The organism is Streptomyces sp. NPDC001380, assembly GCF_042895785.1.
Taxonomy (GTDB): domain Bacteria; phylum Actinomycetota; class Actinomycetes; order Streptomycetales; family Streptomycetaceae; genus Peterkaempfera.
In genome coordinates, this window is the sequence record NZ_JBIAWP010000009.1 from 166,772 (window position 1) to 183,966 (window position 17,195).

At 78.1% G+C, this 17,195-nt stretch carries 14 protein-coding genes and 1 pseudogene; 10 read left to right on the forward strand and 5 right to left on the reverse strand.

Annotated features, from left to right (window positions below; translation table 11 throughout):
• The first annotated feature begins 119 nt into the window (after positions 1 to 119).
• On the forward strand, positions 120 to 1,088 hold the full coding sequence (locus ACFY07_RS13815) for a hypothetical protein (protein ID WP_390868847.1): 969 nt from the start codon (positions 120 to 122) through the stop codon (positions 1,086 to 1,088).
• 144 nt (positions 1,089 to 1,232) lie between these two features.
• Here the strand turns inward: ACFY07_RS13815 and disA are convergent, their stop codons facing one another.
• Together disA and radA are read right to left on the reverse strand one after the other, a co-directional pair.
• Positions 1,233 to 2,339: a DNA integrity scanning diadenylate cyclase DisA gene (gene disA, locus ACFY07_RS13820; RefSeq protein WP_230748120.1), complete on the reverse strand. Its 1,107-nt coding sequence runs from the start codon at positions 2,337 to 2,339 to the stop codon at positions 1,233 to 1,235.
• A 177-nt stretch (positions 2,340 to 2,516) separates the two neighbouring features.
• Entirely contained in the window at positions 2,517 to 4,088 is a 1,572-nt protein-coding gene (radA, locus tag ACFY07_RS13825; RefSeq protein WP_390868848.1) for a DNA repair protein RadA, read from the reverse strand.
• Between the two features lie 139 nt (positions 4,089 to 4,227).
• On the opposite strand from radA, the gene ACFY07_RS13830 reads away from it, so the two are divergent.
• On the forward strand, positions 4,228 to 6,177 hold the full coding sequence (locus ACFY07_RS13830) for a hypothetical protein (protein WP_390868849.1): 1,950 nt from the start codon (positions 4,228 to 4,230) through the stop codon (positions 6,175 to 6,177).
• 64 nt (positions 6,178 to 6,241) lie between these two features.
• On the opposite strand, the gene ACFY07_RS13835 is transcribed toward ACFY07_RS13830, so the two are convergent.
• Both ACFY07_RS13835 and ACFY07_RS13840 read right to left on the reverse strand, forming a co-directional pair.
• Positions 6,242 to 6,727, reverse strand: a complete 486-nt coding sequence (locus ACFY07_RS13835) for a DUF402 domain-containing protein (protein ID WP_390868925.1) — start codon at positions 6,725 to 6,727, stop codon at positions 6,242 to 6,244.
• 187 nt (positions 6,728 to 6,914) lie between these two features.
• Positions 6,915 to 7,754 (reverse strand): hypothetical protein, encoded by an 840-nt coding sequence (locus ACFY07_RS13840; RefSeq protein ID WP_390868850.1) that lies wholly within the window; start codon positions 7,752 to 7,754, stop codon positions 6,915 to 6,917.
• Between the two features lie 196 nt (positions 7,755 to 7,950).
• On the opposite strand from ACFY07_RS13840, the gene ACFY07_RS13845 reads away from it, so the two are divergent.
• The 6 genes and pseudogenes from ACFY07_RS13845 to ACFY07_RS13870 all read left to right on the forward strand — a co-directional run bounded on the left by ACFY07_RS13845 (position 7,951) and on the right by ACFY07_RS13870 (position 14,884).
• Positions 7,951 to 8,904, forward strand: coding sequence for a Ppx/GppA family phosphatase (locus ACFY07_RS13845; protein ID WP_390868851.1), 954 nt, complete (start codon positions 7,951 to 7,953; stop codon positions 8,902 to 8,904).
• Between the two features lie 971 nt (positions 8,905 to 9,875).
• Positions 9,876 to 10,676 (forward strand): annotated as a pseudogene (locus ACFY07_RS13850) (sugar phosphate isomerase/epimerase family protein); the annotation flags it as partial.
• 54 nt (positions 10,677 to 10,730) lie between these two features.
• Positions 10,731 to 11,561: a class I SAM-dependent methyltransferase gene (locus tag ACFY07_RS13855; RefSeq protein ID WP_390868852.1), complete on the forward strand. Its 831-nt coding sequence runs from the start codon at positions 10,731 to 10,733 to the stop codon at positions 11,559 to 11,561.
• Positions 11,558 to 12,172, forward strand: a complete 615-nt coding sequence (locus ACFY07_RS13860; protein WP_390868853.1) for a TetR family transcriptional regulator — start codon at positions 11,558 to 11,560, stop codon at positions 12,170 to 12,172. Before ACFY07_RS13855 ends, ACFY07_RS13860 begins: the two co-directional genes overlap by 4 nt.
• A 227-nt stretch (positions 12,173 to 12,399) precedes the next feature.
• Complete coding sequence (gene ilvD / locus ACFY07_RS13865; RefSeq protein ID WP_390868854.1) at positions 12,400 to 14,259, forward strand: dihydroxy-acid dehydratase; 1,860 nt, start codon at positions 12,400 to 12,402, stop codon at positions 14,257 to 14,259.
• 106 nt (positions 14,260 to 14,365) lie between these two features.
• A complete protein-coding gene (locus ACFY07_RS13870) occupies positions 14,366 to 14,884 on the forward strand; it encodes a hypothetical protein (RefSeq protein WP_390868855.1) in 519 nt (172 codons plus the stop codon).
• A 19-nt stretch (positions 14,885 to 14,903) separates the two neighbouring features.
• Here the strand turns inward: ACFY07_RS13870 and ACFY07_RS13875 are convergent, their stop codons facing one another.
• Positions 14,904 to 15,356: a hypothetical protein gene (locus ACFY07_RS13875; RefSeq protein WP_230746107.1), complete on the reverse strand. Its 453-nt coding sequence runs from the start codon at positions 15,354 to 15,356 to the stop codon at positions 14,904 to 14,906.
• A gap of 105 nt (positions 15,357 to 15,461) precedes the next feature.
• Between ACFY07_RS13875 and ACFY07_RS13880 the strand changes: the two genes are divergently transcribed.
• Positions 15,462 to 16,313, forward strand: coding sequence for an ABC transporter ATP-binding protein (locus tag ACFY07_RS13880; RefSeq protein WP_390868856.1), 852 nt, complete (start codon positions 15,462 to 15,464; stop codon positions 16,311 to 16,313).
• Entirely contained in the window at positions 16,310 to 17,074 is a 765-nt protein-coding gene (locus ACFY07_RS13885) for an ABC transporter permease (RefSeq protein WP_230746118.1), read from the forward strand. Before ACFY07_RS13880 ends, ACFY07_RS13885 begins: the two co-directional genes overlap by 4 nt.
• Positions 17,075 to 17,195 lie beyond the last annotated feature (121 nt).

Below are 17,195 nucleotides of genomic sequence, written 5' to 3' on the forward strand. Positions count from 1 at the left end.
CCCACGGGCCGCCGAACGGCCGCCGCCCGGTCGGTGGATCAGGCTGATGATCTGAAAGAAGCCGCCTGGCAGCGGTGTTGATGCAGTGGGGCGCGTGCGGTCTCTCGTAGAGTTTGCGCGTGCCCTCTCTGCGCCATCCCGTGGGACCGCTGCCCGCGTCCATCTACTGGCGGCGGCGGTTCGCCGTGTTCGTCGTGCTGCTCGCGATCGCGGCTCTCGTCGTCTGGCTGTCCACGGGCGGGGGAGGCGACGACAGGGCCAGCGGGAAGCACCCGGCGCCCGTCCCCTCCATCACCCCGGGGACCGGACCCAGCGGACCGGCGGTCACCGGCCGGCCGGGCGGCCCCGGCGGCGTTTCGGGCGTCCCCGGCGGTACCGGCGGCGACACCGGCTCCGGCTCCGGCGGCACGGGCTCCCCGGGAGCGGGGGAGAGCCCGGGCGCCGACGGCGGCTCCGACACCGCCGGGGGCACCGGTGGCGCCGACGGGGGCAGCGGCGGCGCGGGCGGCACCGGCGGCAGCGACGTCAGCCTCTCCGGCGGCACGACCGGCTCCACGTCGAACGACGCCGCCGGCAGCACGGGCTCCGGCGGCGGCAGCGGCAGCGGCAGCGGCACCGGTGGCGGCAGCGGCAGCGGCAGTGGCGGCGTGCAGGTCAACACCCCCGCGGCCCGCGCCCTGCCGATCTGCCCCACCTCGCAGATCTCCCTCGAACTGGCCACGACCAGCAACGCGTACCAGCCCAAGGAGCGGCCCCGCTTCGAGCTGACGGTCCGCAACTCCGGCCCCGCCTGCCGGGCCGACCTCGGCCGGACGGCCTCGGTGCTCACCGTGAGCGAGGCCAGCGCGGGCCGGGTCTGGTCCTCGGGCGACTGCCCCACCGACCGCACCTCCCAGTGGGTGGCCGTACCCGCCGGCGGCGCCGTCACCGAGACCTTCGTCTGGGACCGGACCCGCAGCACCCCCCAGTGCCCGAGCCCCCCGCCCGCGGGCACGGCCGGCGACGGCGTCTACCTCGTCCAGGCCAGCCTGGGCGGTGTCGCCGGGACCCCCGTCACGGCCCGCGCCTCCTTCCGCCTGGAGAGCTGACCGCGGGAGGCCGGCCCGCCCGGCCCCCGCGCACGACGAAGCCCGGCGGGCCCCAGGCCCGCCGGGCTTCGTGCCGCACGGTGACGCATGCCGCAGCGGCACCCCCTCCCGCGCGCCGGGGCGCGGGCCGGGCACCGGCCGGGATCAGACGTAGCGCTCCAGGATGGACGACTCCGCGAGCCGGGAGAGCCCCTCCCGCACGGAGCGGGCGCGGGCCTCGCCGACGCCGTCCACGGCCTGCAGGTCGTCGACGCTGGCGGCGAGGAGCTTCTGCAGGCCGCCGAAGTGCTCCACCAGCCGCTCGATCACGGTGTTGGGCAGCCGCGGCACCTTGGCCAGCAGGCGGTAGCCGCGCGGGGAGACCGCGGAGTCCAGCGCCTCGGGCGTGCCCGGGTGGCCGAGCGCCTTGGCGACGGCCTGCACGTCGAGCAGCTCGGTCTGGCTCAGCGCGTCCAGGTCGGCGAGGACGTCGCCGACGGTGCGGCCCCGCTTGGCGGCGCGCTCCGGGAAGTAGTCGCGGGCGACCAGCTCGCGCTCCGGCTCGACGCCCGCGATCAGCTCGTCCAGCTGGAGGGAGAGCAGGCGGCCGTCGGTGCCGAGCTCCACCACGTACCCGGCGATCTCGGCGGCGATCCGGCGGACCATCTCCAGCCGCTGGGCGACCGCGGTGACGTCCCGGACGGTGACCAGGTCCTCGATCTCCAGGGCGGAGAGGGTGCCGGCCACCTCGTCCAGGCGCAGCTTGTAGCGCTCCAGGGTGGCGAGCGCCTGGTTGGCGCGGGAGAGGATCGCGGCGGAGTCCTCCAGCACCCGGCGCTGGCCGTTGACGTAGAGGGCGATCAGCCGCATGGAGTGGCTGACCGAGACGACCGGGTAGCCGGTCTGCTTGTTGACGCGCTCGGCGGTGCGGTGCCGGGTGCCGGTCTCGTCGGTGGGGATGGAGGAGTCGGGCACCAGGTGCACGCCCGCGCGCACGATCTTGGTGATGTCCTTGTCCAGCACCACCGCGCCGTCGAGCTTGCACAGCTCCCGCAGCCGGGTGGCCGAGAACTCGACGTCCAGCACGAAGCCGCCGGTGCAGATGGGCTCCACGGCCTTGTCGAAGCCGAGCACGATCAGGCCGCCGGTGTTGCCGCGCAGCACCCGTTCCAGGCCGTCGCGGAGGGCGGTGCCGGGGGCGACGGCGCTCAGGGAGGCACGCAGCAGGGCCTCCTCGCGGGGGGACTTCTCCGCCCGGTCGTTGGCTGCCACTGGACTCCCTCGGTCGGCCGGCGGTGCGGTCTGCCGACGTTCTGCCGTTCCTGCCTTGTTGCGATCAGGGCAAAGTTTACCGTCGGGCGGCCCGCGAGGGTGGCGGGTCGGGGCAGGGCGGGTCAAGAAGGCGCGGGGGACCGCTGGAGACCGCGGCGGAGCGGCGTGCGGCGCGCGTCAGAAGGGCTCCGGCGCCCCCTCGGGTTCGACCAGCTCCCAGGCCCCGTCCGCGGGTCCGGCACCGGCGGCGGGACCGGCGTCCGGACCGGCGCCCGCGGACGCGCGGGAGCGCGGACGGCGCGCGGGGCGCCCGCCCCCGGCGGTGCGGTCCTCCGCCGCGGGGCCGGATCCTCCCGACCCCGCGGAGGGGTGGCGGCCCGGGATCGCCGCCATCGCCTCGCCGATGTCGGCGACCTCCACCACCCGCATCCCCGGCGGGACCTTCCCCGGGTCCTGCGGCACCAGGGCGTGGGTGAAGCCCAGCCGGTGGGCCTCCGCGAGGCGCCGCTGCACGCCGGTGACCCGGCGCACCTCGCCGGCCAGGCCCACCTCGCCGATCGCGACCAGGTTGCTCGGCAGCGGGGTGTTGGCGGCGGAGCTGGCCACCGACAGGGCGATGGCCAGGTCGGCGGCGGGCTCGGTCAGCCGGACCCCGCCGACGGTCGCGGTGTAGATGTCCTGCTTGCCCAGCCGCACCCCGCCGTGGCGCTCCACCACGGCGAGCACCATGGCGATCCGGGGGGAGTCCAGGCCCGAGGTGGTGCGCCGCGGAGAGGGGATCTGGGAGTCCACCATCAGCGCCTGGACCTCGGCCACCAGCGGCCGGCGGCCCTCCAGGGTGACCGTCAGGCAGGTGCCCGGCACGGGCTGCGCGCGGCGCGTCAGGAAGAGGCCGGACGGGTCCGGCAGGCCCGCGATGCCCTCGTCGTGCAGCTCGAAGCAGCCGACCTCGTCGGTCGCGCCGTAGCGGTTCTTGACGCCGCGGATCAGCCGCAGCCGGGCGTGCCGGTCGCCCTCGAAGCTCAGCACCACGTCCACCAGGTGCTCCAGCAGCCGGGGGCCGGCGATGGAGCCGTCCTTGGTGACGTGGCCGACCAGCAGGGTGGCCATGCCGCGCTCCTTGGAGGCGCGGATCAGCGCCCCGGCGACCTCGCGGACCTGGGCCATGCCGCCGGGCGCGCCGTCCAGCTCGGCCGAGGCGATGGTCTGCACCGAGTCCAGCACCAGCAGCGAGGGGCCGACCTGGTCGATGTGGCCGAGGACGGCGCCGAGGTCGGTCTCGGCCGCCAGGTAGAGGTGGTCGGAGAGGGCGCCGATGCGGTCGGCGCGCAGCCGCACCTGGCCCGCCGACTCCTCGCCGGTCACGTACAGCGTGCGGTTCCGGTCGGTCGCGGCCTTCGCGGCGACGTCCAGCAGCAGGGTGGACTTGCCGACGCCCGGCTCGCCCGCCAGCAGCACCACGGCGCCGGGCACCAGGCCGCCGCCGAGCACGCGGTCCAGCTCGTCGACGCCGGTGGGGCGGGCGGTGGCGACCTGCCCGTCCACCTGGGCGATCGGCCGCGCCGGGGCGCTGACCGGGCCGGCCGCGGTGGTGCGCACGGGCACGGCGCCGTACTCCTCCACCGTGCCCCAGGCGTTGCACTCGGGGCAGCGGCCCACCCACTTGGGGAGCTGGTTGCCGCACTCGGTGCAGCGGTAGGAGGGGCGCGCCTTGGCGGAGGACTTGCCGGAGGAGGTACGGGCTGCCATGCCCCGAACCGTACAAGGCGGGTCCGACAACGCGCCCGCCGCCGTTCCGTCACCCTCAGCGGTGGAGGTGTGACCCGAAAGAAGTATGACCGGCGCAACCGGACCGGGCGGGCGGGGCACCGCCCCTAACGTCGGCAGGGTGACGACCAGTGCCGACATCCGGATCCCCCCGGCCACCGGGAGCGCGCCGCGCGGCGGGCAGCGCCCCGACGAGGCGTGCGCGCGGCACGTGGACGGCCTCTTCACCTACTGCCTGTCCGTGCTGTGCGACCACGACGCGGCGCTGGCCGCCGTGCGGTCGGTGCGGGACCTCGCGGTCCGGCACCACGGACGGCTGCGCGACCCCTCCCTGCAGCGCGCCTGGCTCTACTCGCTCGCCCGGTACGCCTGCCTGCTCCGCCTGGAGGACGCCGCCGCCCCCGGCCGGCCGGACCCGGAGCCGGGCGCGGACGCCGCCCCGCCCCCGCCGCCGCCCGGGCAGCAGGAAGAGCGGCGCCGCCGCCTCGCGCTGCTGGCCTGGCCGGAGGCGGCGGGCACCACCCCGCAGCAGCGCGAGGCCCTGGAGCTGGCCATGCGCCACGGGCTCGCCCCCGCCGAGGTCGCCGCGGTCCTCGGCCTCCTCCCGGAGGAGGCGTCCGCGCTGCTCGTCCGGGCCGGCGCCGAGGTGGCCCGCACCCGGACGGCCCTGCGGGTCCTCGCCGCCGCGGAGTGCCCCGAGCTGGACCTGCTCGGCGGCGGCCGCACGGCCGGCGGCCACGGCGGGATGCTCCTCGTCCCGGCGCTCCGGCGCGAGCTGGTGCGGCACGTGGACGACTGCCCCACCTGCCGCGGCACGGCCGGGCGGCAGGCGCCCGGGGACGCCTGGCCGGGCACCGGCCTGCTGCACGGCGGCACCGGGGCGGGGGTCTCCCTGCCCCTGGTGGACGCGCCCGTCGCGGCGCTGGCCGGGACCGCCGGCGCCGCCTTCCTCGCGGGAGCCTCGGCGGGCCGCCGGGCCCGCGCCGCGCGGCGCGGGCGCGGGCCGGCCCCGGCCCCCGGCCCCGCCCGCGGCCGGGTGCACCGCGCCCCCGCCCCGGCGGCCGACCCGCGCTTCGACCGGCAGGGCTTCCCCCGGCACCGGGCGGACTCCCCGGACCTGGCGGCGGCCCTGCGCAACCGGGCCGTGACCACGACGGTCCTCGCGGCGGTGCTCGCCGCCCCGGTGGCCGCGCTCTGGGTGGCGCACCGGGGCGGCGACGGCGCGGGCGGCCCGGCCGCCGTCTCCTCCGTGCGGGTGGACACGGTCGGCGCCACGCCGGCCGGCGGCCCGGCCACGGCCGGTCCGAGCCCCGCGGCCGGGGCGGGACCGGTGGACCGGGAGACCGCCCGGAGGTTCGGCCCGCTGGCGTCGCGGAGCGGGCCGGTCCCGCAGGCGGCGGGCGCGCCGGCGCCGCTGCCGCAGGCCACCGCGCAGGCCCCGGGCCGGGCGGCCGTGCCGGTGGCCCTGCGGATCCCCGCCGGGCCGCCCGCCGCCGGGCCCGCCGCCGCTGGGCCCGCCGCCGCGGGGGCCGCGGCCGGCCGGCTGTCGGTCGCGGCGAGCGAGTACGGCAGCCGCACCGTCGTCACCCTCACCAACACCGGCGCCCACAGCCTTTTCTGGCGGGCCGTCACCGACGCCTCCTGGCTCCGTCTCAGCCGGGACTCCGGGGTGCTGGAGCCCGGGCAGCGGATCACCCTCATCGTCACGGTCGACCCCGACCGGGTGCCCCGCGGCCGCTGGACCGCCCACGTGGCCCTGCAGCCCTCCGAGTCCGTCGTCACCCTGGAGGGCAGCGGCGGCCCGCGGCCGTCCCCCTCGGGCACGCACCGGCCCCCGACGCCGTCCTCCCCGCCGTCCACCCCCGCGCCCTCGGGCGGCCCGACCGGGCGGCCCTCCCCCTCGGACGGCCCGCCGTCCTCCCCGGCGCCGCCGTCCCCGCAGCCGTCGGGCCCGGCGCCCTCCTCCCCGGCGCCCTCCTCCCCGCCGGGGACGTCCGGGCCGTCCGGGCAGCCGTCGGGGACCGCGTCCCCGACGCCGTCCGGCTCCGGGACGGCGCCCGGCACGGGCTGACGCCCCCGCGCCCGGCACCGGGGCGGCGGCCGGTCCGCCCCGCGCCCGGCACCGGGCGGACCGCTCAGCCGCCCAGCAGGGCGGCGAAGCCGTCCCGGGAGAGCAGCTCCAGCTCGTCCAGGGCCTCGCGGGCGCGGGCCGCGGCGGCGGGGTCGCGCTCCGCAAGGCCGCTCGCGAGGAACTCGTCCTCGTCCAGCCGCAGCGCCGCGGACCGGTCGGCCGGCAGCCACAGGTCCAGGTCGAGGTCGTGGACCACCACGGCGCCGTCCCGGACCGCCGCGGGCCGGGTGACGTCGCAGTACCAGCCCTTCAGCGCCCCGCGCCCGTCGCGCACCTCCTTGACGGAGTACCAGCGGTCCCGCCAGTAGTGCTCGGTGAACACGTCGCCCCGCTCGAACCGGACGAAGCCGAAGTCGCGGCTCGGCGGCCCCGCCCAGGGGGCCCGGACGGTGATCCGCGTCCCGTCGTCCCCGTCCACCAGGGCCGGGTAGCGGACGTCCGGCCGGGGGTGCTTCACCAGCAGGACCGTCACCTCGCTGCCGGGCGCCAGCCTCCCGGCCGCCTCCGCGCCGGGTTCTCCGTGCCCGCCGGTCCCGCCGCGGGCGGTGGCCTCGTCGGGGGCGGTGGTCTCGTCGGTCACGGTCGCTCTCCTCGCCTTCTGCGCCGGGTGCGTCCCCACGAGCCTGCGCGGCGCGGCGGCCGGGCCGCCACCGGTTTTCCGGCCCGGCGGCGCCCGCCTACCGCTCCGGGTCCGCCGGGTGGGGCGCCAGGGTCCGGTCGGCGCGGGCGGCGATCCGCTCCTCGCACAGCCCGGCCAGCACCGCGTACCCCTCGGGGCCCATCAGCTCGGTGAGCTCCGGCCGGTAGCCGACGTACACCGGCTCGGAGCCGCCGTGCGCCTCCGGGCTGCCGGTGCACCACCAGTGCAGGTCGTGCCCGCCCGGCCCCCAGCTGCGGCGGTCGTACTCGCCGATGGAGACCACCAGCACCCGGGTGTCGTCGGGCCGGTCCACCCACTCGTAGGTGCGCCGGATCGGCAGCTGCCAGCAGACGTCGGGCTTGGTCTCCAGCGGCTCGCGGCCCTCCTTGAGGGCGAGCGTGTGCAGGGCGCAGCCGGCGCCCCCGGGGAAGCCCGGCCGGTTGAGGAAGACGCAGGCGCCGTCGGCCCGGCGGGTCTGCCGGTCGCCGTCCTCGTCGAGCTGGGTGATGCCGCCGTCGAGCAGCACCGAGCCGTCCGGGCCGGTGCCCAGGTGGTGGTACTGCCACGTCTCGGGGGTCAGCCGGGCGGCGTGCTCCGCCACGCGCTGCTCGTCGTCCTCGTCGGACCAGTGGGCGCCCAGGGTGCAGCACCCGTCGGACTCGCCGCGGCCGGGGCGGATGCCGTGGCAGCCGCGGCCGAAGATGCAGGCCCAGCGGGAGGTCAGCCACGTCAGGTCGCAGCGGAAGACCTGGTCCTCGTCGGCCGGGTCGGGGAACTCCACCCACGCCCGGGGGAAGTCCAGCGGCACCTCGCGGCGGCGCGCCGCTCCCGTGCCGCGCGCGGTGCCGTGTCCCCGGTCCTTCTCTGCTGCTGCCACGGGGCCAGCCTATGCCCTGCCCGGGGGAGCGGATCGTCCCGTTAGCGGAGTGTTTGCCGGGCTTCCGCGGGACCTCCCGGCCGGGGCCCCGCCGCAGCCGCCGGGGCGCGTGCGGCGCCCGTCCCGCCCGCGGACGCCCTCCCGGGGTCCGGGAACCCCTCCGACCTGCGCCGCCGTGCCGGTAGCGTGGAGCGCTATGCGACTGGGCGTACTCGACGTGGGTTCCAACACCGTCCACTTCCTCGTGGTGGACGCGCACCGGGGTGCGTGCCCGATGCCCGCCTTCTCCTCCAAGGAGGAGCTGCGCCTCGCCGAACTGCTGGACGCGGACGGCGCCATCACCGCGGACGGCGTGCACCGCCTGGTCGCGGCCGTCGCCTCCGCGATGCGGGTCGCCGAGGACAAGGGCGTCGAGGACGTGCTCCCGTTCGCCACCTCCGCCGTCCGCGAGGCGGCCAACGGCGAGGAGGTGCTGGCCCGGGTCGAGCAGGAGACCGGCGTCGCGCTGCGGGTGCTCTCCGGCGGGGACGAGGCGCGGCTGACCTTCCTCGCCGCCCGCCGCTGGTTCGGCTGGTCCTCGGGCCGGCTGCTGGTCCTGGACATCGGCGGCGGCTCCCTGGAGATCGCCTGCGGCGTGGACGAGTCCCCCGACGTCGCCGTGTCGCTGCCGCTGGGGGCGGGCCGGCTCACCTCCGGGCGGCTGCCCGGCGACCCGCCGAGCCCGGAGGACGTGCGGGAGGTGCGGCGCCAGGTCCGCGCCGAGATCGCCCGGGTCGTGGGCGGCGTCTCCCGGCTCGGGCCGCCCGGGCACACGGTCGCCACCTCCAAGACGTTCAAGCAGCTCGCCCGGATGACCGGCGCGCCCCGCTCCGAGGCCGGCCCCTACGTGCCGCGGCGGCTCACCAAGGCCGGCCTCGGCGAGTGGCTGCCGAGGATCGCCACGATGACGGAGGCCGAGCGCGCCCGCATACCGGGGGTCTCCGAGGGCCGGGCCCGGCAGCTCCTCGCGGGGGCGCTGGTCGCCGACGCCGCGATGGACCTCTTCGGGCTGGAGGAGGTCGACATCTGCCCCTGGGCGCTGCGCGAGGGCGTCATCCTGCGGCGCCTGGACATGATGACGGAGACGGGCACCGGGTCGGGCGGCGTGTGAAGGGACGACCCCCTGAGGTCCGTGCCACGGGTCACCGGCGGGCGCCGGGGGCAGGAGCACGGGGCCGGTGCGAGCCCGGACCCGGCGGCAGGAGAGACCCTCGACGACTCGGCGGCATGCGCATGACCGGACCATCCGAGGCCCCGGACGGGGCCGCAGCACCCCCGACCGGCGGCCGGGCGGGGTCCCGCGGCGCACGGGAGCCGCATAGTCTGTCTTCCGTGGCGGACCCAGCGGACCAGGACACGGCGGGGCCGGACCGCGACGCCCCGGACCGGCGGGGCCCGGCCGGCGACGGCCCGGTCCCGGACGGCCCCGGCAGCGGCGGCCCCGGCACGGACGGCCCCGACACCGAGGCGCGGCGCGCGGCCCGCGCCGCCCGGCGCGTGGTGGCCAAGCGCGCCGCCGCGACCCGGGAGGTCGCGGGCGCTGCCCTGGAGGCCGCCCGCGCCCGCCGGGCCGCCGCCCGGCGCGGCACGGAGTCCGCGGACGACGCGGCCGCCGACGCCGGCGGCCGGCCGCACGGCCCGGGGGGCGCCGGCGGCACCGGTGGTACCGGCGGCGCCGGACGGGTCCCGGTGAAGCAGGCCGCCGCCGCCCGGCAGGCCGCGGTGAAGCAGACCGCCGCCGTGAAGCGGGCCGCCGCGAAGGCCGCCGACGCCGCGCGCGCGGCGCGGGCGGTCGCGCTCCCCGGCGCCGCCGGGTCCGCGGCGACCCCGGCACCCGCCGCCCCGGCGCCCGCGCCCACGCCGCCCCCGGACGCCGGCACCCCCGCCGCCACCGCCTCCGACCGCCCCGCCGGCACGGCCGTCGCGCCCGGCACCCTGCGCGGCCCCGACGGGCGGTCCCTGCCGCAGCCGCCGGGCGTCCTCGGACCGGCACCGGAACCGGCACCCGCACCGGCCCCGGCCGGCCGCCCCGCCGCGACCGCCGCCCCCCGCCTCCCCGCCGCCCCCGCCCCGGCCGGCGGCCGCGGGCCGGGCGCCAGGGTCGCCCTCTCCACCGCCTCGGTCTACCCGGAGAACACCGCCGCCGCCTTCGAGGCCGCCGCCCGCCTCGGCTACGACGGCGTCGAGGTCATGGTGTGGACCGACCCGGTCAGCCAGGACATCGAGGCGCTGCGCCGCCTCTCCGACGACCACGGCGTCCCGATCCTGGCCGTGCACGCCCCCTGCCTGCTCATCACGCAGCGGGTGTGGAGCACCGACCCGTGGACCAAGCTGGAGCGCGCCCGCGCCGCCGCCGAGAAGCTGGGCGCGGGGACCGTGGTGGTCCACCCGCCGTTCCGCTGGCAGCGGCAGTACGCCCGCGAGTTCGTCGAGGGCGTGTGGCGGATGGCGGACGAGACCGACGTCCGGTTCGCGGTGGAGAACATGTACCCGTGGCGCTACCGCGACCGCGAGGTCCTCGCGTACGCGCCGGGCTGGGACCCCACGGACGAGGACTACCGGCACTTCACCGTCGACCTCTCCCACGCCGCCACCTCCCGGGTCGACGCCCTGGCCATGGTGGACCGCATGGGCGACCGGCTGGCGCACGTCCACCTCGCCGACGGCAGCGGCTCGGCCAAGGACGAGCACCTCATCCCCGGCCGCGGCACCCAGCCCTGCGCCGAGCTGCTGGACCGCCTGTCCGCCGGCGGCTTCGACGGCCACGTCGTCCTGGAGGTCAACACCCGCCGCGCCGCGACCCCCGACGAGCGCGAGGCCGACCTGGCGGAGGCGCTGGCCTTCACGCGCAAGCACCTCGCCCCCTCGGCGCACGTAGGCTGAGGCACGACCGCGGGGAGCACCGCGGCGGACGCCGCAGGGGAAGGGGACGGGCGGATGGGAGCCAACGGAGGGGCTGACCTCGCCTCCTCCTTCGGGGCGGTCGCGGCCGAGTACGACGCCGCCCGGCCCTCCTACCCCGCTGCGCTCCTCGACGCCGTCGAGGAGCTGGCGGGCCGCCCGCTGGCCGGCGCCGACGTGCTGGACGTGGGGGCGGGCACCGGCATCTCCGCCCGCGCCCTGCTCGCCCGCGGCGCCCGCGTCACCGCCGTCGAGCCCACCGCGGGCATGGCCGGGCGGCTGCGCGCGGTCAGCCCGGGGCTGCCGCTGGTGCGCGCCGACGGCAACGCCCTGCCGTTCCGGGACTCCTCCGCGGACCTGGTCACCTACGCCCAGGCCTTCCACTGGACCGACCCGGCGCGCTCGGTGCCCGAGGCGGTCCGGGTGCTGCGGCCCGGCGGCGCGCTGGCGCTGTGGTGGAACCTCAAGGACCGCGGGGTCCCGTGGGTGCGGGAGCAGTCCGCCCGGATGCGCGCGGCCTGCCCGCGGTACCACGGGCACCGGCCGTACGGCGGGCCCCCGGAGGACCTGTCCCGCTCCGGCCTGCGGGTCTCCACCGCCGCGGTCCGCTGGGAGCGCCGGGTGCCGCTCGGGACCGCCCTGCTGGACCAGGCGTCGCGCTCGTACGTGGCGGTGCTCGCCCCCGCGGACCGGGAGCGGCTGCTGGCCGCCGAGCGGGAGGCGCTGCTGGCCGCGTTCCCCGACGGCGTGGTCGTGGAGCCGTACGTGGTGGAGCTCGTGGTCGGCGTCGTCGCTGGTGCCGGTGCCGGTGCCGTGGACGGGAGCGCCGACGGGAGTGCGAACGCGGACGGGGGTGCGCGCCGGTGAGCGCGGAGGAGGCGCCGGCCCGCCGCCGCGGCCGCCCGGCGGGCTCGCGGGCCGGGGCGCCGCGGACCCGGGAGGCGATCCTGGCCGCCGCCCGGTCGGAGTTCGCCGCCCGCGGCTACGCCAAGGCGTCGATCCGCGGCATCGCCCGGGCGGCGGGGGTGGACCCGGCGCTGGTCCACCACCACTTCGGCAGCAAGGATCAGCTCTTCGCCGCCGCACTGGAGATCACCTTCGCCCCGGCGCTGATGGTCCACGACGCGGTGGCGGGCGGCCCCGAGGGGGTGGGGGAGCGGCTGGCCCGCTCCTTCCTGTCGCTCTGGGAGCAGCCGGAGGTCCGGGAGCGGCTGATCGCCGTCATCCGCTCGGCCCTGACGGAGGACCAGGCCACGGTCATGCTCAGGGAGTTCGTCTCCCGCGAGCTGATGGAGCGGATCGCGGCCGGACTGGACGTCCCCGAGCCGCAGCTGCGGGCCGAGCTGGCCGCCTCCCACATGGTCGGCCTCGCGCTCGCCCGGTACGTGATCCGGGTGGAGCCGCTGGCCTCGGCCGACCCGGAGGAGCTGGTCCGGCTGGTCGCGCCGGTGCTGCAGCGCTACCTCACGGAGCGCTGACCCCCGCCCGCGCCCCCGCCGCGCACCCCGCGCCCCCGCGGCCCGGCCCGCGCCCTCCCGCGCCGCGACGCGGTCCCGCCATCCGGACGCCATGTCCGGATGGCGGCGCCGGAGGCGTACGCTCGACCGTCACGGACCCGGTGCGCCCCACCGGTCCGCAGAAGCCGCAGAGCAGGACCGCCCGCGTCGCACACACCGCCGCCGCGGCGCGAAGGGAGTGGAGCACCGTGCCCGAGCTGAGGTCGCGTACCGTCACCCACGGCCGCAACATGGCGGGCGCCCGGGCCCTCATGCGGGCCTCCGGCGTGGACAGCCGGGACATCGGCAAGCCGATCGTCGCGGTGGCCAACAGCTTCACCGAGTTCGTGCCCGGCCACACGCACCTCCAGCCGGTCGGCCGGATCGTCTCCGAGGCGGTCAAGGCGGCCGGGGCCGTCCCCCGCGAGTTCAACACCATCGCGGTCGACGACGGCATCGCCATGGGCCACGGCGGCATGCTCTACTCGCTGCCGTCCCGCGACCTGATCGCCGACTCGGTCGAGTACATGGTCAACGCGCACTGCGCGGACGCCCTGATCTGCATCTCCAACTGCGACAAGATCACCCCGGGCATGCTCATGGCCGCGCTGCGCCTGAACATCCCGACCGTCTTCGTCTCCGGCGGCCCCATGGAGGCCGGCCGGGCGACCCTGGTCGACGGCACCGTCCGCAAGCTCGACCTGATCAACGCCATCTCCGACGCGGTCAACGAGGACGTCTCCGACGAGGACATCCTCCGCATCGAGGAGAACGCCTGCCCCACCTGCGGCTCCTGCTCGGGCATGTTCACCGCCAACTCGATGAACTGCCTCACCGAGGCCATGGGCCTCTCGCTGCCCGGCAACGGCTCGGTGCTCGCCACCCACACCGCCCGCCGGGACCTGTACGAGCGGGCCGGCCGCACCGTCGTCGACATCACGCGGCGCCACTACGAGCAGGACGACACCACCGTGCTGCCCCGCTCGATCGCCACCCGCGCCGCCTTCGACAACGCCATGGCCCTCGACATCGCCATGGGCGGCTCCACCAACACCATCCTCCACCTGCTCGCCGCCGCCCAGGAGGCCGAGCTGGACTACGGGCTCGCCGACATCGACGCCGTCTCCCGCCGCGTCCCCTGCCTGGCCAAGGTCGCCCCGAACGTCGCCCCCGGCGGCACCTACTACATGGAGGACGTCCACCGGGCCGGCGGCATCCCCGCGATCCTCGGCGAGCTGTACCGCGCCGGGCTGCTCGACGAGGACGTCCACACGGTCCACAGCCCCTCGCTCGCCGACTGGCTGAAGACCTGGGACGTGCGCGGCGGCTCGCCCTCCGCCGAGGCCGTCGAGCTGTGGCACGCCGCCCCCGGCTGCGTCCGCTCCGCGACCGCCTTCTCCCAGTCCGAGCGCTGGGACTCGCTGGACACCGACGCCGCGAACGGCTGCATCCGCGACGCCGCGCACGCCTACTCGAAGGACGGCGGCCTCGCCGTGCTCCGGGGCAACCTCGCCGAGGACGGCTGCGTGGTGAAGACCGCGGGCGTCGACGAGTCCATCTGGACCTTCTCCGGGCCGGCCGTGGTCTGCGAGTCCCAGGAGGAGGCCGTCGACAAGATCCTGGCCAAGCAGATCAAGGCCGGCGACGTCGTCGTCATCCGCTACGAGGGCCCCCGGGGCGGCCCCGGCATGCAGGAGATGCTCTACCCGACCTCCTTCCTCAAGGGACGGGGCCTCGGCAAGTCCTGCGCGCTGGTCACCGACGGGCGCTTCTCCGGCGGCACCTCGGGCCTGTCCATCGGCCACGCCTCCCCGGAGGCGGCGTCCGGCGGCACCATCGCCCTGGTCGAGGACGGCGACACGATCTCCATCGACATCCCGAACCGCTCCATCCGGCTCGAGGTCCCCGACGAGGAGCTGGCCGCGCGCCGCGCCCGGCTGGAGGCGTCCGGCGGCTACCGGCCGAAGGACCGGCAGCGGCAGGTCTCGGCGGCGCTGCGCGCCTACGCGGCCATGGCCACCTCGGCGGACCGCGGCGCGGTCCGCGACCTGTCCCGGCTGGAGGGCTGAGGCCCGTGCCGTCCCGGGCCCGGGACGGCACGGCACGGAGCACCGGCGGGGCCGGGAGGACGACCGTCCTCCCGGCCCCGCCCCCGCGTCGGGGACAATCGGCCCCGTGACCGACGACCGCGCCCCCGCCGCCCCGACCGACGCCCCCCGGCCGGAGCCCGTCCGCTTCTTCGGCACCTCCTGGGCGGACCGCGGCCCCGGCTACGCGCTGCGGCGCGCCGCCGTCGCCGCCGGGTCGCTGGCCGCGCTCGCGGCGGGCCTCCTGGCGCTGTCGCTCGCCTTCTCCGCCTTCACCGGCGGCCCCCTCCTCGACGTGCTGCTCGCGGCCGCCGTCGGCGGCTGCTCGCTGATGGCGGGGCTGCGCACCTGGCGGACCCTGTCCCGGGGCCGGGACGCACTGGACGGCTGGATGGCCGACGACCGTGCGCTCGCCCCGATCATGGTCGTCGGCTTCGCGGGCACCCTGGCCGCGTACGTCGTCCGCAGCCTCGTCGAGGCGCCCGGCGAGGGCGTCGCCCGCGCCCGCCACGAGGCGGCCCTCGCCGCCCACGCGCGCCGCCGCACCCCCCGCGGCGGCCGCCCCGGCGCCCGCCGCGCGCCGGGAGGGCGCCGGCCCCGCCGCTGAGCCGCGGCCCGGCCCCCGCCTACCGGCGGGCGCGCGCCCCCGCGACCGAGCCGACGACCCCGACCACCGCTGCCAGCAGGACCGCGTGCCAGACGCCGTCCCAGAGCGCGGCGGCGAGGCTCGCGGAGGAGAGCAGGCTGCGCGCCGCCGTGTCCAGCACCAGCAGCAGGACGGCCGGGACGGCCGCCACCCGCCAGGGGTGCTCGGCGGCCCAGCGGCGCAGCCGCCGGTCGCCGCCGGCGCGGCCGGTGACCGAGCCCACGCCGCCGACCAGGAAGAAGAGGAAGAGGGCGAGGCTGACCGGCCCGGCGAGGATGCCGAGCGACCAGTCGCCGGTGAGCACGTCGACGCCCAGGGCGGCGGCGCCGCCCAGCGTGCCGACGGCCGCCGCGGTCCGCCAGGGGCCGAGCGTCGCCGAGGCGACGGCGAGCTGGCGGTTCTCACCCGGGGTCATGTCTCCGTGTGCTGTCATGCCTTCACGGTGCGCCTGCGGCGGGGTCCGCACCATAGGGGACAACCCTGATTTGTCCCGCACGCCTCCCTTGACCCGGCCCTCCCCGGAGGGGATGTTCTCCGCATGACGAACACCGTGGCGGTGCGGGCCGAGGCCCTCACCGTCGTCCGCGGCGGCCGCACCGTGCTCGACGGCCTCGGCTTCACGGTCCCCCGGTCCACCGTCACCGGACTCCTCGGGCCCTCCGGGTGCGGCAAGACCACCCTGATGCGCGTCCTGGCCGGCGTCCAGGCCAACGCCACCGGCACCGCCGAGGTCCTCGGCCTGCCCGCCGGCGACCCCGGCCTGCGCCGCCGTGTCGGGTACGTCACCCAGGCGCCCTCCGTCTACGCCGACCTCTCGGTGCGGGAGAACCTCGCCTACTACGCCGCCGTCCTCGCGCCCGGCCGCGCCCGCCGCGCGGCCCGCGCCGAGGCCGTGGACCGGGTACTGGCCGAGGTCGACCTCGCCGGGTACGCGGGCACGCTCGCCTCCCGCCTCTCCGGCGGCCAGCGCAGCCGCGTCTCGCTCGCCGTCGCCCTGCTCGGCGCCGGCACCGGCGACCGCCCCGAGCTGCTCGTCCTCGACGAGCCCACCGTCGGCCTCGACCCCGTGCTCCGCCGCGACCTGTGGGCGCTCTTCCACCGGCTCGCCGCCGACGGCGCCGCCGTCCTGGTCTCCAGCCACGTCATGGACGAGGCGGAGCGCTGCGACCGCCTGCTGCTCCTGCGCGAGGGCCGGCTGCTCGCCGAGGACACCCCCGACGCGCTGCGCGCCCGCACCGGCGCCGCCACCGTCGAGGACGCCTTCCTCCGCCTCGTCGAGGCCCCGGCGGGCCCCGAGGGCCCTGCTGGTCCCGCGGCTCCCGGCGGTCCCGCTGCTCCCGGCGGCGCCGGGACCCCCTCCGCCCGCCGCCCCCGGGAGGTCCGGCCGTGACCGCCGCCCCGCGCCCCCTCGCCGCCGGTGCCGCCCGCGCCGGCGCCACCGCCCGCCGCGTGCTGCTCCAGCTCCGCCACGACCCGCGCACCGTCGCCCTGCTGCTGGTCGTCCCCTGCCTGCTGCTCGCCCTGCTCTCCTGGATCTACGACGGCTCCCCGCAGGTCTTCGACCGGATCGGCGCGCCGCTGCTCGGCGTCTTCCCGTTCACCGTGATGTTCCTGGTCACCTCGGTCGCCACCCTCCGCGAGCGCTCCTCCGGCACCCTGGAGCGGCTGCTCTCCATGCCGCTGGGGCGTCTCGACCTGCTGCTGGGGTACGCCCTGGCCTTCGGCGGCCTCGCCGTGCTCCAGGCCGGGCTCGCCACGGCCCTCGCCGTCGGACTGCTCGGCCTCGACGTCGCCGGGCCGCTCTGGGCGCTGCTGCTGGTGGCCGTCCTCAACGCGGTGCTCGGCACCTCCGTCGGCCTCTTCACCAGCGCCTTCGCCCGCACCGAGTTCCAGGCGGTGCAGTTCCTGCCCGCGGTGGTGCTGCCGCAGTTCCTGCTCTGCGGGCTCTTCGTGCCGCGCGGGCAGATGCAGCCCGTCCTCGGCGCCGTCTCCGACGTGCTGCCGCTCTCCTACGCGGTGGACGCCATGACCGAGGTCACCGTGCACGCGGACCTCGGCGGGGCGTTCGTCCGCGACACGTCCGTCACCGCGGGCTGCATCGCCGCCGCGCTCGCCCTGGGCGCCGCCACCCTGCGCCGCCGGACGCCCTGAGCGGCCGCACGCCCCGGCGCGGCCCCGGGGGCCCGGGGCCGCGCCGGCGGCCCCGACCGGCAGGCGGACGCCCCCGCCGCCCCCGCCTCCCCGGTGCGAGGATGGGCCCGACACCGTCCGG

Coding starts and splice junctions, on each gene's coding strand:
- radA (WP_390868848.1), bottom strand. CDS start 4,088: ATGGCAGCCCGTACCTCCTCCGGCAAGTCCTCCGCCAAGGCGCGCCCC.
- ACFY07_RS13845 (WP_390868851.1), top strand. CDS start 7,951: ATGCGACTGGGCGTACTCGACGTGGGTTCCAACACCGTCCACTTCCTC.
- ACFY07_RS13855 (WP_390868852.1), top strand. CDS start 10,731: ATGGGAGCCAACGGAGGGGCTGACCTCGCCTCCTCCTTCGGGGCGGTC.
- ACFY07_RS13875 (WP_230746107.1), bottom strand. CDS start 15,356: ATGACAGCACACGGAGACATGACCCCGGGTGAGAACCGCCAGCTCGCC.
- ACFY07_RS13880 (WP_390868856.1), top strand. CDS start 15,462: ATGACGAACACCGTGGCGGTGCGGGCCGAGGCCCTCACCGTCGTCCGC.